The organism is Pseudomonas sp. PDM30 (genome assembly GCF_019218985.1).
GTDB lineage: Bacteria > Pseudomonadota > Gammaproteobacteria > Pseudomonadales > Pseudomonadaceae > Aquipseudomonas > Aquipseudomonas jessenii.
In genome coordinates this window covers 302,029-317,788 of sequence record NZ_JAHUWM010000002.1, presented here as the reverse complement: position 1 = coordinate 317,788, position 15,760 = coordinate 302,029, and the positions used below count along the sequence as shown (strand labels likewise).

The following is a 15,760-nucleotide window of genomic DNA, read 5'->3' as shown; positions in this document are numbered from 1 at the left end:
ACGCCGATGCTCGAAATCAAGAATCTGCTGGTGCGCCGTGGAGAAGGCGCACAGGCTCATCACGTGCGACTGCCGCACCTGCGGATCGGCGCCGGAGAAATCCTCGCCGTCACGGGTGAGAGCGGCAGCGGCAAAAGCACGTTACTCGAAGCCATCGGTCTGTTGCTCGCACCGGTAGAACTCGAGCGCTTCCGGCTGGGCCCGACGCACGCTCAGGATATCGCCCAACTGCTGGCCACTGACGATCAGCCTGCGCTTGCAGCGGTGCGTTCACGGCACTTGGGATTCATTTTGCAGAGCGGCGGCTTGCTGCCGTTCCTGAGCGTGAGAGACAACATCAACCTGCCGCGCCGTTTGCTCGGGATGCAGGCGAAGAGCGATCACATCGACCACGCCGTTGACGTATTGCGCCTGCAAGGCTTGTTGGACAAACAACCCCAGGCCTTGTCGATTGGCGAGCGCCAGCGCGTCGCCTGCGTTCGGGCAATTGCCCATGAACCGCTGCTGCTGTTGGCCGACGAGCCGACCGCCGCGCTCGACCCTCACAGTGCCCGGCGATTGTTTGAGTTACTCCTGAGCCTGGTGTCGAGCATGGGCCTGAGTGCGCTCGTTGTATCCCATGACTGGGCCCTGCTGAAGGATTTCGGGTTGCCGCGACTCGGTGCTATCAACCATCTGGGAGAGACTCTGTTTGAACCGATGGACTGATCGCTTGCGCCTGCTGGGCTCACTGGCACTGCAAGACCTCTGGCACGACCGCAAGGTCTCGCTGTGTATCGCCGCTTCCCTGGTGGCGGTGATCGCGCCGTTGTTGTTGCTGTTCGGGCTCAAACACGGGGTGGTCAGCCAGCTGCAGGACGAACTGCTGCGCGACCCGCGCAACCTTGAAGTGAAGATGCTCAGCAACGGTAACTACGACGCAGCCTGGATCGAGCGTTTGCGCCTGCGCCCCGAGACCGGCTTTGCCCTCGGCCAGACCCGCTCGCTCAATACCCAGGCGGACCTGCTGATCGGCATGCAACGCTTTGTCGAAGGCGCGGAAATCATCGCCACCGAGCCCGGCGACCCACAGCTGAATCTGGCGTCCCTCAACCCCGTCGGCAATCAGGTGATCCTCAGCGCCAGCGCAGCGCAACGCTTGCAGGCCAAGGCCGGCGACAGCGTGCAGCTACGGGCCTTGCGCCGCCTGGAAGGTGTCAATGAACGCGGCGAGATGACGCTGACGGTACTGGCCGTGCTCGACGGTGCCCGCTTCGGTCGCGCGGCCGGGTTCGTCGCCCCGCCGCTGTTACTGGATCTGGAGCGCTTTCGCGACGGTTATCAGGTCAGTGAGTTCGGCGTTACCACCGGCAAGCCTCAGGGGAATCTACAACCGCTGTATGCCCGCGCCCGCGTGTATGCGCGCGACATCGACCAGGTCGCGCCGCTGGAACACTGGCTCAACGAACAACACATCGAAACGTCGAGCCGACTGGCCGACATCGACAACGTCAAAGCCATCAACCATGTGCTGGGGTTGATCTTCGGTGTGATCGCCATGGCGGCACTGATCGGCTGCGTGGCGTCCATGGTTGGCGCGTTCCTGGCCAACATAGACCGTAAACGCAAAAGCCTGGCGGTCCTGCGTCTGCTGGGCTTCAAGCGCAGGTCCGTCGGCGGTTTCGTGGTCCTGCAAGCGCTGGTGCTGAGTTTGGTCGGCTACGTGGGCGGGCTGGGGTTTTATACCGTGGGCAGTCATTTGTTCGACTCCCTGCTCGGCAGCAGCCAGGCCACCGGTACCTTCGTTTGCCACATCACGGTCTGGCACGGCGTTGCCGCCCTGCTCCTGACCTTTCTGGTCGCTGCCCTGGTGGCCATGATCGGCGCGCTGAGAGCCATCAACATCCAACCTGCGGAGAGTCTGCGTGAGCTATAAACGTTTTGGCTTGCTGTTACCCCTGAGCCTCGGCTACTTGCTCGACGCCTCGGCGGCGGGCTGGGAAGAGAAGTATTACAACCCGATGCCCGAGGCTGGCGACGTCGTGCTGCCGATGCCCTGCGAAGGTTCGATGGTGTTTCGCAAAGTGTTCATTCCGGTCGCAGGTCCCTTGGATGACTACCCGATCAACATCGGTCAGGACGGCGCGGAATACGGCTATGTCGAGCAGACCCGCCCGACCTTTATCGCCGGCAGTTTTACCGGGGCCAGGAACGACAAGTCCCGCTACTACCTGATGGCCAAGTACGAGATGAGTCAGTTGCAATACGCCGCGCTGACCGAAGCGACCTGCCCCACCGCTGCCACCAAAATGCGCTTGCCGCAAACGGCGGTGAGCTGGGTGCAAGCCATCGACGCCGCCGACAAGTACAACCTGTGGCTGCGCAAAAACGCCGCCGGCAAGCTGCCAAAGGAAGACGGCGCCCTGGGATTCCTGCGCCTGCCGACCGAGGTCGAGTGGGAGTTCGCCGCGCGCGGCGGGCTGGAAGTCGGTGCTGCTGAATTCCGCGACACGCACTACCCGATGCCAGAAGGCATCAACGCCTACGAGTGGTTCGCCGGGGCGCAATCGTCCAACGGCAAAGTGCAATTGACCGGCCTGCAAAAGCCCAACCCGCTGGGCCTGCATGACATGCTCGGTAACGTCGACGAAATGATGTTCGAGCCGTTTCGCCTGAACAAACTCGACCGCCAGCACGGTCAGGCCGGCGGCTATGTCGTCCGTGGCGGCAACTACCTGACCGCCCAGGCCGACCTGCGTACGGCATTGCGTAAGGAAGAGCCGTATTACAACGCCGAAGGCCAGGTGAAAAACAAGACCACCGGCCTGCGACTGGTGCTGGTCTCCCCGACCCTAACCTCTCGCGAACGGGTCGCCAGCATCGAAAGCAGCTGGAAGAAACTCGGCACCGGCAGCAAGGAAACCGAATCCGCCGACAAAGGCACCGTACAATCGCTGAACAGCCTCGCCTCGGGTGTCGAAGACAAAGCGCTCAAGGAAAAGCTCCAGGCCCTGGAGAACCAGCTGCGCGCCAGCAACCAGCAGCAGGAAGAAACCCGCGACCAGGCGATCCGCGCCAGCCTCAACCTGGGTGCGTTCCTGTGCACCAAGATGCTCGACGACGGCCAGTACGTCGACTTCCTGCAAAAGAACTACAAGCTCAACTGCGAAAGCGCAGACAAAGATGCCAGTTGCGACATGCGTAAAGGCAAGCTCAACGAGCAAAAGGATCGCCTGCACAAACTCAGCCGCTACTACGCCAGCAGCCTGGTGGAATCGGCTACCTTGTACGGCCAGCCACTGCTTGAATCGCAAGTCCCGGTGATGGAAGAAATCATCACCCGCAACAAACAGCTGCAAGACCTCAAACCTTACTTGCGCACCCACTGGGCCAATCAGAAGGCGTTCCTGCAAAAGCAGAAAATCGACACTGAAGCCTGGCTGACCAGCTGCAAAACCGTCACTCAATAACAACGCGTCAACACCGTTACGTAGGAGTTTCACCATGTCGCGCAGCCTTTGGACTCGCTTCAAGCTACAGATCGCTTTCGTAGTCGCCGGCAGCCTGCTAATGAGCGGTTGCGCCAACACCGGCAGCTCCATGTTGGGCGAAGGCGAAGGCGACGGTGCCGACCCGCGCCTGACCCAGGGCAATGACGCAGAGTTCTTCAGCAAGTCCGGTTACCAGGCCTGCGCCGTCGGCGCCGGTGTCGGCATCCTCGCTTGCGCGCTGTCCAACAGCAGCAACAAAACCGTGTGCGTCATCGCCGCCGGTATTACCGCGTGTGGCGTGGCCATGGGTGCGAACTATTACCTGGATCAACGTCGCGCCCAATACGCCGACACCACCACCCGCTTGGCGAAGATGAACAGCGACGTCGAACAAGACACGCAGAACGTGATCGCCCGGACTGCGACCGCTCAGCAAGTGATCAATGATGACAATGCGCAAATTGCCCAGATCAAAAAGGACATCGCCAACAAGAAAGTCGACAAGAGCAGGGCTCAGGCGCAAATCGCCGGGATCGACTCGGACATCGCACGCCTGCGCAAAGACCTTGCCAACATGCGTACCAAGGTCACCGAGTACAGAAAAGTGGCAGACGCCGAGCGTTCGCAAGGCACCAGCGCCGAGATCCGACAGGTGGACATGAACATTCAGAGAATGAACCAGAAAGTCGTCAGCCTGCAGAAGGAAGTCGACGCTCTGTACAGCCAACGCTCCGCAATCACCCTGGGTTAAGCACATGACGCTACGACAACTAATGGTCATCACTGCCGTCCTGGCCCTGAGCGGTTGCGCGACCCAGCCCGGCGAATGCGATGCAACCAATCGCGACAGCAGCATGCTGACCAAGATGAACTGTGACTACTCCGGTGGTTACAGCGATCAGGTCAAGCAGAAGGAACTGGCCCTGAGCGAGTCCCGACAGCAAAACGCAATGTTCCGTCAGGTGTACGAGAACATTCAGGCCCAGCAGCTCAGCACCAAGACCGATCTGGCCAGCCAGCAGAAATCCCAGGCGGCGCTGAATCAGTCGCTGGCGCAACTGCTGACCTCGCTCAAGGCTCGGCGTGGCAATGAGGCCCAGGTGCAGAAGCAGATTGCCGACCTCGAGAAGCAGCTCAAGGCTTCGCAATCGGCGCCAACGGCCAAATCAACACCCGCAACACTCGCGGCCAAGCAGCAAGAGCTGAAAACGTTGCAGAAGAAGGTCAATCAGCTGCAATTCAGCCTCGGCTACGAAGAGTAACTTTTCACCCCGCAAGCGTCCCGATGGATGCCTGCACTTTTTCAGGAATCGTCGTCATGCAGCGGGTCATCAGGGATGCGCAAGCCACATCGGAGGGGATGAGTGCGCTGCAAGCCAAAGTCGCCCTCATCCAGAAACACTTTCCGCCGACCGTCGCCAGTCTGTTTGCTATCCCGCGGATGGGCAGCGGCGACGTGCTGGAATGGTGGACCGAACTGGGTGGCCAACCCACGCCTTATGCCGATCTCAACGAGGACGCGCAACGACGTTTGCTGGAAACCTATGAAGTGCGTCAGACGTCCCTCGGACAGCTGGCGGATGAACTGCAAAAACGCGGTCAAACGACGGAAGCGAATGACCTGCGCAGCCTGCTCGGTACGCCTGAGCTGGACAAACTCTACAGCCTCAACGGTGAGCCTTTGGTGGTGCGGTGGAACCAGCGTCCGCCCAAACCGATCGTGCCGCCAGTGGTGCCCGTCCTACCGCCGTCGCGTCGTGGCTGGTGGATCGCGGCAGCCTTGCTCGCGCTGCTGTTGCTGCTTCTGGCGCTCTGGCTCTGGTGGTTCCTGCACCGTGAGCCGGTTGTCGTGGTTCCGCCTGTAGCGCCTGTGGCACCGGTAGTGACGCCTGTTGAGAAACCGGTTGAACCTGTCCCCGAGCCTGTCGTGGAACCGGAACCGAAACCTGTTCCGGCACCAGAACCCACGCCAGAGCCGGTAGCGGAACCCAAGCCGGTCCCGCCACCAAAGCCGGCACCGGCACCGGAACCCAAGCCGACCCCGCCACCCAAACCGGTTCCACCACCAAAACCGGTAGTGGCTGCCCCGCCACCCGCCCCGACGCTGGACAACTTCGCATGCCGCAAAACAGCGCCGAAGTCAGAGGTCCCGCAGTTCGTGGTGGTGCTCGACACCTCGGGTTCGATGGATTTGAACATCAAGTCAGTGAAATCCGACGAGGACTGGTTCTTCGGTCCTGACATCAACAAGCTCCTGGACCCGAACCGCACCATGCGGCTTACCGCCAAACCCAGCCGCATGGACGTCGCCAAGGACTCGCTGGCCGGCATGATCAACGGGCTGGACCCGAAGATCGACACACGCCTGATCACCTTCGCCGGCTGCGAAAGAACACCGGACCAGGGTTTGTTCAAGTTCGGCGACCGCCCGCGGCTGATCAACGGGATTCGAGGCCTGGTTCCCGACGACGGCACACCGCTGGCCGACAGCCTGGCCCACGCGGCGAGTACCGTCGACGGGCGCAATAACGATGCGGTTATCGTGATGTTCGTCGACGGAGAAGACGGTTGCGGGCAGGACGTTTGCGCGGTATCCCGTCAAATCGCCAGGGAACAACCGCGCCTGCGGGTCAACGTGGTGAAAATCGGTGCTGGCGGCCCGTCACGCTGTATCGCTGAAAACACCGGAGGTCGGGTTTACAACAGCACCAATGCGGCTGAGTTGGGTAACCTGTTGAAACAGGCGAGCAAGGAAGTATCCAGCAATGCCAAGTGCGATTAGCTTGGGGACTGATCCGACTTGCCTGCGATGATTCAACTCAGGTGCTTGACCGCCGGTAACTCCATGGCCCGAACCTCACCCAAAAGAAAATCGCTGAGGCGGCGCAAACGCTCGCCTCCGGGGCGGGTTTTTGGCCAGACCAGGAAATAATTCTCACCGCTGGCGACGGCTGTCGGCCACGGCAAACTCAGACGTCCCTGCGCGACATCCTCCGCGACCATCAGCAAATCGCCCATGGACACGCCGTAGCCACGGGCGGCTGCAATCATGCCCAGTTCCAGCGTGTCGAACACCTGACCGCCCTTGAGCGAGACCTGATCGGTCAGGCCCATGCGCTCCAGCCAGTTGCGCCAGTCACGGCGGTCCGGTGTCGGGTGCAGCAGCTCGGTACTGGCCAGGCGCGCGACGTCCCATGGTTGATCCTTCAGAAGATTCGGCGCGCCCACCGGAATCAGCTCTTCGGGGAACAGGAGAGTCGCCTCCCAGTCCGGTGGAAAATGCCCATTGCTGAGGATGACGGCACAGTCGAACGGTTCGTCATTGAAATCCACTGAGTCGACGTCCATCCAGGCACTGGTCAATTGCACTTCGTTGCCCGGCTGCAGATGACGGAAGCGGCTGAGGCGCGCCAGCAACCAACGCATGGTCAGGGTCGACGGAGCTTTCATGCGCAGGATGTCGTCTTCGGCGCGCAAGGTATTGCAGGCCCGCTCCAGGGCGGTGAAGCCTTCGCGAATGCCCGGCAACAGCAAACGGGCCGACTCGGTCAGTTGCAGGTTGCGCCCACTGCGATGAAACAAGCGGCAGGCAAAATGCTCTTCGAGCGTACGAATATGCCGGCTGACCGCACTTTGGGTAATCGACAGCTCTTCGGCCGCGCGGGTAAACGAACTGTGCCGCGCCGCCGCTTCGAATGCGCGCAGGGCATACAAGGGAGGAAGACGACGGGACATTGGGAAAGCTCCTACTGCGGGGTTCGCCTACCCTAGCAGAAACTCTCCAGCATGAGTTTGAATCATGCTATCCATCCTTTTTATCCCTTTGTGAAAACCGTGCAGAGCGCCGAGAATCGGTGCTTTCCTGTTCCCTTTGATAATCGAGCGTGATGACCATGCAGCATCCAGCACGTACTGAACTCTGGGCCATCCTGCGGCTGGCGGGGCCGTTGATTGCCTCGCAGTTGGCGCACATGCTGATGGTCCTCACCGACACCCTGATGATGGCGCGCCTGAGTCCCGAGGCCCTGGCCGGTGGCGGGCTCGGTGCGGCGACCTATTCGTTCGTGTCGATTTTCTGCATCGGCGTGATTGCGGCGGTCGGCACCCTGGTGGCGATCCGTCAGGGTGCCGGCGATATTGTCGGGGCCACTCGACTGACCCAGGCCGGGTTGTGGCTGGCGTGGCTGATGGCGCTGGTCGCCGGTTTGCTGTTGTGGAACCTCAAACCGGTGCTGCTGCTGTTCGGCCAGACTGAAAGCAACGTCAACGCAGCCGGGCAGTTTTTGATCTTCCTGCCGTTCGCCCTGCCCGGCTACCTGAGCTTCATGGCCCTGCGCGGGTTCACCAGCGCCATTGGCCGTGCAACGCCAGTGATGGTCATCAGTGTTGGCGGTACGGTCGCCAACTTCCTGCTCAACTATGCGCTGATTACCGGCATGTTCGGCCTGCCGAAACTGGGGCTGACGGGCATCGGGCTGGTCACGGCGATTGTCGCCAACCTGATGGCACTTGCGCTGGCGTGGCACATTCGCCGGCATCCGGCTTATGAGGCCTATCCGCTGCGCCAGGGCCTGTCGCGGCTGAACCGCCAGTACCTGAAGGAGCTGTGGCGTCTGGGCCTGCCGATTGGCGGCACCTACGCGGTGGAAGTCGGGCTGTTTGCCTTCGCCGCGCTGTGCATGGGCACCATGGGCAGCACGCAGCTGGGGGCTCATCAGATTGCCCTGCAAATCGTTTCGGTGGCGTTCATGGTCCCGGCGGGGATTTCTTATGCGATCACCATGCGCATCGGCCAGCACTACGGTGCCGGGCAATTGCTGGATGCGCGGCTGGCCGGGCGGGTCGGCATTGCCTTCGGGGCAGCGGCGATGCTGTGTTTCGCCATGGTCTTCTGGCTATTGCCAAACCAGTTGGTCGGTTTGTTTCTCGACCACAACGACCCGGCGTTTCGCGATGTCATCAACCTTGCCGTGAGCCTGTTGGCGGTGGCGGCATGGTTCGAACTGTTCGACGGCACGCAAACCATTGCCATGGGCTGCATCCGCGGACTCAAGGATGCCAAGACCACTTTCCTGGTCGGCCTGGGTTGCTATTGGCTGATTGGCGCACCGGCGGCGTGGTGGATGGCGTTCCACCTGGACTGGGGGCCAACGGGCGTCTGGTGGGGCCTGGCGCTGGGGCTGGCGTGTGCGGCGGTGAGCCTGACGCTGGGATTTGAGTGGAAGATGAAGCGGATGATCAAGCGCGACACGACGTCAGTGCAGCGTTTCGAGGTTGCTCAGCCTGACTGAGCCCCCTGTAGGAGCAAGCTCGCTCGCGATGGTCGTCAACGATAACACTGGTTGGCAGGTGCCCCGCGGCGTTCTCAGGTTTATCGCGAGCAAGCTCGCTCCTACAAGGCTCTGTGGCAACCTCAGCCCACGATTTCCAGCATCGGCTGCTGATTGCTGCCAAACGTCAGATACTCCACCAGTTCGGCCAGCGGCAATGGCCTGCTGATCAAATACCCCTGTACCTGATCGCATTCAAACCCACGCAGCAGCTCCAGTTGCTCCGGCGTCTCCACACCTTCGGCGACCACCTCGAGGTTGAGGTTGTGCGCCAGGTTGATCATCGCGTGGACCAGCTTTCGGTTTTCCTCACGCTGCTCCATGCCGCCGACAAAGCTCTTGTCGATCTTCAGCAAGGTGATCGGCAGGCTGTTGAGGTGCACGAACGACGAGAACCCGGTGCCGAAGTCGTCGAGGGAGAAGCGCACACCGAGGCGCCCGAGGGCGTCCATGGTCTGCTTGACCAGATCACTGCGACGCATCACGGCGGTTTCGGTCAGTTCGAACTCCAGCCACTGCGCCTCGACACCGCGCTCGGCAATCAGGCGACTGAGGGTCGAAAGCAACTGGCTGTCCTGGAACTGCCGGAATGACAGGTTGATCGCCATGTGCAACGGTGGCAAACCCAGCTCAAGCAGCGCCTGCATGTCGCGCAAGGCCCGAGAAATCACCCAGTAGCCCAGCGGGACAATCAGACCGCTTTGCTCAGCCAGCGGCACGAATTCACTCGGTGGAAGCAAGCCGCGCTCGGCATGCCGCCAACGCACCAAAGCTTCGAGGCCGACGATCTGCCCGTCTTCGAGGTTCAGCCGTGGCTGGTAATGCAGCTCCAGCTCATCGCGGCGCAGTGCCCGACGCAGCTCGGTTTCGAGGTCGGCGATGCTGCGGGCATTGCGGTTGATGCGTTCGTTGAAAATGTGAAAGGTGCAGCCCTGGGTGCTTTTGGCCTGCTGCATCGCGATGTGCGCATGCCACATCAGCGGATCCGCACCGGCCTGGGCCCGGGCGTAGGCAATGCCCAGGCTGGAACCGATCAACAGGCTTTCGCCATCGACCCAATAAGGCTCGGCCAGTACTTCGCTGATGCGCTCGGCCATCCACTCGGCACGCTGGGGAGCACGACGGGTGTCGATCAGCAGAGCGAATTCATCACTGCCCAGGCGCGCCAGTTGATCGCCGGCCTCAAGCTGACTCTTGAGCCGCGCCACCACTTGCAGGATCAGGCGATCACCGGCCTGATGGCCGAGGGCGTCGTTGGCATAACGAAAGTTGTCGAGGTCGAGATGACCGAGGGCCAGGCCGCGACCGTCGTTTTCCGCCAGGCGCGCCGTCAGCAGAGTCTGGAAGCCCTGGCGGTTAGCGATGCCGGTCAGCGGATCTTGCTCGGCCAGACGTTGAAGGGTGTTTTCCAGAACGCCACGTTCGCGCACATGGCGTAGGCAACGGCGCAACATGCCGGGATCGAGATGATCGCGCACCAACCAGTCACTCACACCGTCGGGCGGGATCAGCGGCTCATGGTCGAGCAACAACACCGTCGGCAGGCTGCAACGGCCCGGCGCCGGCTGAAGTTGCGGGATGGTCAATAACACCGCGCTGCGGTTGTCATCGAACAGGCTGCTGACCGACTCCCAACTCGGCGCGCTGATGAGCACGACCGAGCTCCCCATAGGAGCCAGACACTCGCGCAACAACGCTGCCCACGCTGGCTCTTCGGCCAGTAGCAGCAAACGCAAGGGTTCGACAGGCGTAGACAAGCTAGCTCCCTAGACTCTGCAAAGATGTAGGCGACGGGCATTATGCCGTTCCGATGACCAATGACAATGACATCGGTGAGCAAAACGAGACCTTTGTATCCGGAATTACGAACATTAGCCGCAAATTCGTTGCGCATCCTGCGTGAAAGTAACAAAACCGGCAATTACAGATAGCGTGGTACGTCACAAGTCGGACAGAGCAGCACAATTCGCTGAGCCTGTTAAAATGCCGGCCCATTTCGTGACTGACTCCTGAATTTACCTATGTCCCGACTCAATCCCCGGCAGCAAGAAGCCGTGAGCTACGTCGGCGGCCCTCTTTTGGTGCTCGCCGGTGCTGGCTCCGGCAAGACCAGCGTGATCACGCGCAAAATCGCGCACCTGATCCAGAACTGCGGCATCCGCGCCCAGTACATCGTCGCCATGACCTTTACCAACAAGGCCGCCCGCGAGATGAAGGAACGGGTCGGCACCCTGCTGCGCGCCGGCGAAGGTCGTGGCCTGACGGTCTGCACCTTCCACAACCTGGGCCTGAACATCATCCGCAAGGAACACGTGCGGCTGGGCTACAAACCGGGCTTCTCGATCTTCGACGAGACCGACGTCAAGGCCCTGATGACCGACATCATGCAGAAGGAATACTCGGGCGACGACGGCGTCGACGAGATCAAGAACATGATCGGCGCCTGGAAAAACGACCTGATCCTGCCGGCCCAGGCCCTGGAAAACGCGCGCAACCCCAAGGAGCAGACCGCTGCCATCGTCTACACCCACTACCAGCGCACGCTCAAGGCGTTCAACGCGGTGGATTTCGACGACCTGATCCTGCTCCCGGTGAAGCTGTTCGAAGAACACGCCGACATCCTGGAAAAGTGGCAGAACAAGGTGCGCTACCTGCTGGTCGATGAATACCAGGACACCAACGCCAGCCAGTACCTGCTGGTGAAAATGCTCATCGGCAAACGCAACCAGTTCACCGTGGTGGGCGACGACGACCAGTCGATCTACGCCTGGCGCGGCGCGCGCCCGGAAAACCTGATGCTGCTCAAGGACGACTACCCCTCCTTGAAGGTGGTGATGCTGGAGCAGAACTATCGCTCCACCAGCCGCATCCTGCGCTGCGCCAACGTGCTGATCTCGAACAACCCCCACGAATTCGAAAAACAGTTGTGGAGTGAAATGGGCCACGGCGACGAGATCCGCGTGATCCGGTGCCGCAACGAGGACGCCGAAGCCGAGCGCGTGGCCATGGAAATCCTCAGCCTGCACTTGCGCACCGACCGCCCGTACAGCGATTTCGCGATCCTGTATCGCGGCAACTACCAGGCCAAGCTGATCGAGCTGAAGTTGCAGCACCACCAGGTGCCGTATCGCCTGTCCGGCGGCAACAGCTTTTTCGGACGTCAGGAAGTGAAAGACCTGATGGCCTACTTCCGCCTGATCGTGAACCCGGACGACGACAACGCCTTCCTGCGGGTGATCAACGTGCCGCGCCGCGAGATCGGCTCGACCACGCTGGAGAAGCTGGGCAACTACGCCACCGAACGCAAGATCTCGATGTACGCCGCCACCGACGAAATCGGCCTGGGCGAGCATCTCGACAGCCGCTTCACCGATCGCCTGTCGCGTTTCAAGCGCTTCATGGACAGGGTGCGCGAGCAGTGCGCCGGCGAAGACCCGATCTCGGCCCTGCGCAGCATGGTCATGGACATCGACTACGAGAACTGGCTGCGCACCAACAGCTCCAGCGACAAGGCCGCCGATTACCGCATGGGTAACGTCTGGTTCCTGATCGAGGCGCTGAAGAACACCCTGGAAAAAGACGAAGAAGGCGAGATGACCGTCGAGGACGCCATCGGCAAACTCGTCCTGCGCGACATGCTCGAGCGCCAGCAGGAAGAGGAAGACGGCGCCGAAGGCGTGCAGATGATGACTTTGCATGCGTCCAAGGGCCTGGAATTCCCCTACGTGTTCATCATGGGCATGGAGGAGGAAATCCTTCCGCACCGCTCCAGCATCGAAGCCGACACCATCGAAGAAGAACGTCGCCTGGCCTATGTGGGCATTACCCGTGCGCGCCAGACCCTGGCCTTCACCTTCGCCGCCAAGCGCAAGCAGTACGGCGAGATCATCGATTGCGCGCCGAGCCGCTTCCTCGATGAGTTGCCGCCGGACGACCTGGCCTGGGAAGGCAACGACGACACACCGACCGAAGTCAAAGCCGTGCGAGGCAACAACGCATTGGCGGATATACGCGCGATGTTAAAGCGCTAGAATTGACCACTTTTTTAAAACCTTAGGGCGCACAAGGCGCCAACAGAGGACAGCTTCATGGAAGCCCTGCACAAGAAAATTCGCGAAGAAGGCATCGTGCTTTCCGACCAGGTCCTGAAAGTCGACGCCTTTCTGAACCACCAGATCGACCCGGCCCTGATGAAGCTGATCGGCGACGAATTCGCCACGCTGTTCAAGGATTCGGGCATCACCAAGATCGTCACCATCGAAGCCTCGGGCATCGCTCCGGCGATCATGACCGGTCTGAACCTGGGCGTGCCGGTGATCTTCGCCCGCAAGCACCAGTCCCTGACCCTGACCGAAAACCTGCTGTCGGCGACCGTGTACTCGTTCACCAAGCAGACCGAAAGCACCGTGGCCATCTCTCCGCGCCACCTGACCAGCAGCGACCGCGTGCTGATCATCGATGACTTCCTGGCCAACGGTAAGGCGTCCCAGGCACTGATTTCGATCATCAAGCAGGCCGGCGCCACCGTGGCAGGCCTGGGTATCGTGATCGAGAAATCGTTCCAGGGCGGCCGTGCAGAGCTGGATTCGCAGGGTTATCGCGTAGAGTCCCTGGCGCGTGTGAAGTCGCTGGCCGGTGGCGTCGTAACCTTCATCGAATAAAGGCCACACTGCACATCCCCCTGTGGGAGCGAGCTTGCTCGCGATTGCATAGTGTCAGTCGACATCTTCGTTGACTGATACACCGCTATCGCGAGCAAGCTCGCTCCCACAGTTGTTTTGGGGGGGGCAGTTACTGCGCAGTCGCCTTGAGGCCCGTGAGCAACAGCCGCTGAAACAAATCTTCCTTGAGGCCTTCCGGATCGGTCAATTGCATCCGCTCCAGATGTTCTGGAAACAACGCAGGCTCCGGCGCATCCAATGCTGCCTTGCCCAACTCCAGCACCTCGCTCAGCTTGAACTTGCTCTTGAGCCAGTTCAGCGCCCGCAACACATCCCGCTCAACCTCGGTGAAATCACAACCCAGCGGATACTCTGGAAACAACTGCGGATGCCGCGCCTGAATCTCCTGCAAACGCTGCGGGCTGTTATCGGTAAAGCGCGGATCGAGACGGAAGTCCTTGGGCAGTTTGCCGACTTTCTGTGCCTGCGCGATCAGCCCCGACTGGAAACGTGAGTCGCTGATATTTAACAGTGCTTCAATCACCGCCGCATCGGTCTTGCCCCGCAGGTCGGCGATGCCGTACTCGGTGACCACGATGTCCCGCAGATGCCGCGGAATCGTGCAGTGACCATACTCCCAGACGATGTTCGAGCTGACGTCGCCTCCAGACTCTCGCCAACTGCGCAGCAGCAACACCGAACGCGCGTCTTGCAACGCATGCCCCTGCACCACGAAGTTGTATTGCCCGCCTACGCCGCTGAGCACACGTCCGTCTTCGAGCTGATCCGCCACCGCGGCACCGAGCAAGGTCACGGTGAACGCGGTGTTGATGAACCTCGCATCGAGACGTTGAAAGCGCTTGAGTTCTTCCTGGCCGTAGAGCTCGTTGATGTAGCTGATGCGGGTCATGTTGAATTCAAGCCGCTTGCTCTGCGGCAACTCACGCAAGCGTTCATAGAAGCTGCGCGGCCCGAGGAAGAATCCGCCATGCACCGAGATGCCATCGGTTTGCGCAGCCTCGTCGAGGGTGCCGGCATTGGCCTGCTGTTGGGTCGCCGCGTCCGGATAAACCTTACGCCGCACGATCCCGGCATCGGCCAGCACCAACAAGCCGTTGACGAACATTTCGCTGCAGCCATACAGGCCTTTGGCGAAGGGCTCGATGCCGCCTTCGCGCTCAATCAGTTGCGCCCAGTGGCTGAGGTTTACGTCTGCCAGCAAAGCCCTGTATCCGTCGTTGTCGGCTTGCCGCGCCAGCAGCGCCGCCGTCAGCGCATCACCCATGGAACCGATGCCGATCTGCAAGGTGCCGCCGTCACGCACCAGAGTGCTGGCGTGCAGGCCGATGAAATGGTCCTGAAAGCCCACCGGCATGTTTGGCGTGGAAAACAGCGTGGTGTTGTCCTTCTCATCGATCAGCAGGTCAAAGGTGTCGATGCCCAGTTCCGCATCGCCGGGCATGTAAGGCAGATCGTTGTGTACTTGGCCGACCATCAGGATGGTTTCTCCGGCGGCGCGGCGCTTGGCGATCATCGGCAATAGGTCGAGGGTGATGTCCGGGTTGCAGCTGAGGCTCAAGCGGTCGGGATGCTCGGCATGGCTGGCCACCAGTTGCGCCACCAGATTCAACCCGGCGGTGTTGATGTCCCGGGCCGCATGGCTGTAGTTGCTGCTGACGTAATCCTGTTGCGCCGTAGCACTGTTGAGCAGGCTGCCAGGCTGCATGAAGAACTGCTGGATGTGGATGTTGCCCGGTAAACCGTCGCGACGCAGGTCGGCGAGAAATTCCAGCTCCGGATAATCGCCGAACACCCGTTCGACAAAGGGTTCGAGAAATCGCTTTTGCAAACCATCGCCCAAGGGTGGGCGCCCCAGACACAACGCGGTGTAGATCGTCAGTCGTCGCTCGGGCGACTGTGCGATTCGTCGATACAGCGCGTTGACGAAGTGATTGGGTTTGCCCAACCCCAGAGGCAGGCCCATGTGGATATGCGTCGGCAACCGTGCCAAGACGTCATCGACTGCCTGTTCGATAGAGCACAGCTGAACCATCGGATCACCCCTCGCTTTCCATGACTTGAGCCTGGACCGAGCTTGCCGGGTCTTTGCTGCAATGAACAGTCCGTTAATGCCAATCGGCCGCCACAAAGACCTTGTAGGAGCGAGCTCGCTCGCGAAGAACCTGAGAGCACCGCGGGGTGCCAGGTTTCCAGCGTTATCGTTGACGACCATCGCGAGCGAGCTCGCTCCTACAAGGGTCAGCGCGGAATTGCAGGCACAAAAAAACCGTCCTGGGAC

At 60.9% G+C, this 15,760-nt stretch carries 12 protein-coding genes; 9 read left to right on the top strand and 3 right to left on the bottom strand.

The genetic code is table 11. From position 1 onward, the window contains the following. The first annotated feature begins 6 nt into the window (after positions 1 to 6). From KW840_RS05445 to KW840_RS05420, 6 genes are read left to right on the top strand one after another with little or no spacing between them, the layout of a single operon-like run. Entirely contained in the window at positions 7 to 708 is a 702-nt protein-coding gene (locus KW840_RS05445) for an ABC transporter ATP-binding protein (protein WP_218494632.1), read from the top strand. Beyond that, positions 692 to 1,915: an ABC transporter permease gene (locus tag KW840_RS05440; RefSeq protein ID WP_218494631.1), complete on the top strand. Its 1,224-nt coding sequence runs from the start codon at positions 692 to 694 to the stop codon at positions 1,913 to 1,915. Before KW840_RS05445 ends, KW840_RS05440 begins: the two co-directional genes overlap by 17 nt. Continuing rightward, a complete protein-coding gene (locus KW840_RS05435; protein ID WP_154860898.1) occupies positions 1,905 to 3,449 on the top strand; it encodes an SUMF1/EgtB/PvdO family nonheme iron enzyme in 1,545 nt (514 codons plus the stop codon). Before KW840_RS05440 ends, KW840_RS05435 begins: the two co-directional genes overlap by 11 nt. Positions 3,450 to 3,483: 34 nt before the next feature. Further along, positions 3,484 to 4,221 carry a hypothetical protein gene (locus KW840_RS05430; protein ID WP_057712765.1) on the top strand — a complete coding sequence of 246 codons (738 nt, stop codon included), beginning with the start codon at positions 3,484 to 3,486 and terminating at the stop codon, positions 4,219 to 4,221. A gap of 4 nt (positions 4,222 to 4,225) precedes the next feature. After that, entirely contained in the window at positions 4,226 to 4,732 is a 507-nt protein-coding gene (locus KW840_RS05425) for a hypothetical protein (protein ID WP_218494630.1), read from the top strand. 56 nt (positions 4,733 to 4,788) lie between these two features. Continuing rightward, complete coding sequence (locus tag KW840_RS05420) at positions 4,789 to 6,252, top strand: VWA domain-containing protein (protein WP_218494629.1); 1,464 nt, start codon at positions 4,789 to 4,791, stop codon at positions 6,250 to 6,252. 32 nt (positions 6,253 to 6,284) lie between these two features. On the opposite strand, the gene KW840_RS05415 is transcribed toward KW840_RS05420, so the two are convergent. Next, the gene (locus KW840_RS05415; protein WP_218494628.1) at positions 6,285 to 7,205 is read right to left on the bottom strand and encodes a LysR substrate-binding domain-containing protein; all 921 of its coding nucleotides are present in this window, start codon (positions 7,203 to 7,205) and stop codon (positions 6,285 to 6,287) included. 158 nt (positions 7,206 to 7,363) lie between these two features. Between KW840_RS05415 and KW840_RS05410 the strand changes: the two genes are divergently transcribed. Continuing rightward, the gene (locus tag KW840_RS05410) at positions 7,364 to 8,761 is read left to right on the top strand and encodes a NorM family multidrug efflux MATE transporter (protein ID WP_057716538.1); all 1,398 of its coding nucleotides are present in this window, start codon (positions 7,364 to 7,366) and stop codon (positions 8,759 to 8,761) included. A 122-nt stretch (positions 8,762 to 8,883) separates the two neighbouring features. Here KW840_RS05410 and KW840_RS05405 read toward each other — a convergent pair whose 3' ends face one another. After that, positions 8,884 to 10,557 (bottom strand): bifunctional diguanylate cyclase/phosphodiesterase, encoded by a 1,674-nt coding sequence (locus tag KW840_RS05405; protein WP_218494627.1) that lies wholly within the window; start codon positions 10,555 to 10,557, stop codon positions 8,884 to 8,886. Between the two features lie 264 nt (positions 10,558 to 10,821). On the opposite strand from KW840_RS05405, the gene rep reads away from it, so the two are divergent. Together rep and KW840_RS05395 are read left to right on the top strand one after the other, a co-directional pair. Further along, positions 10,822 to 12,831 carry a DNA helicase Rep gene (gene rep / locus KW840_RS05400; RefSeq protein ID WP_007989511.1) on the top strand — a complete coding sequence of 670 codons (2,010 nt, stop codon included), beginning with the start codon at positions 10,822 to 10,824 and terminating at the stop codon, positions 12,829 to 12,831. A gap of 57 nt (positions 12,832 to 12,888) precedes the next feature. Then, entirely contained in the window at positions 12,889 to 13,461 is a 573-nt protein-coding gene (locus tag KW840_RS05395; RefSeq protein WP_057712760.1) for a xanthine phosphoribosyltransferase, read from the top strand. A gap of 130 nt (positions 13,462 to 13,591) precedes the next feature. Here the strand turns inward: KW840_RS05395 and KW840_RS05390 are convergent, their stop codons facing one another. Continuing rightward, positions 13,592 to 15,514: an acetyl-CoA hydrolase/transferase C-terminal domain-containing protein gene (locus KW840_RS05390; protein ID WP_218494626.1), complete on the bottom strand. Its 1,923-nt coding sequence runs from the start codon at positions 15,512 to 15,514 to the stop codon at positions 13,592 to 13,594. Positions 15,515 to 15,760 lie beyond the last annotated feature (246 nt).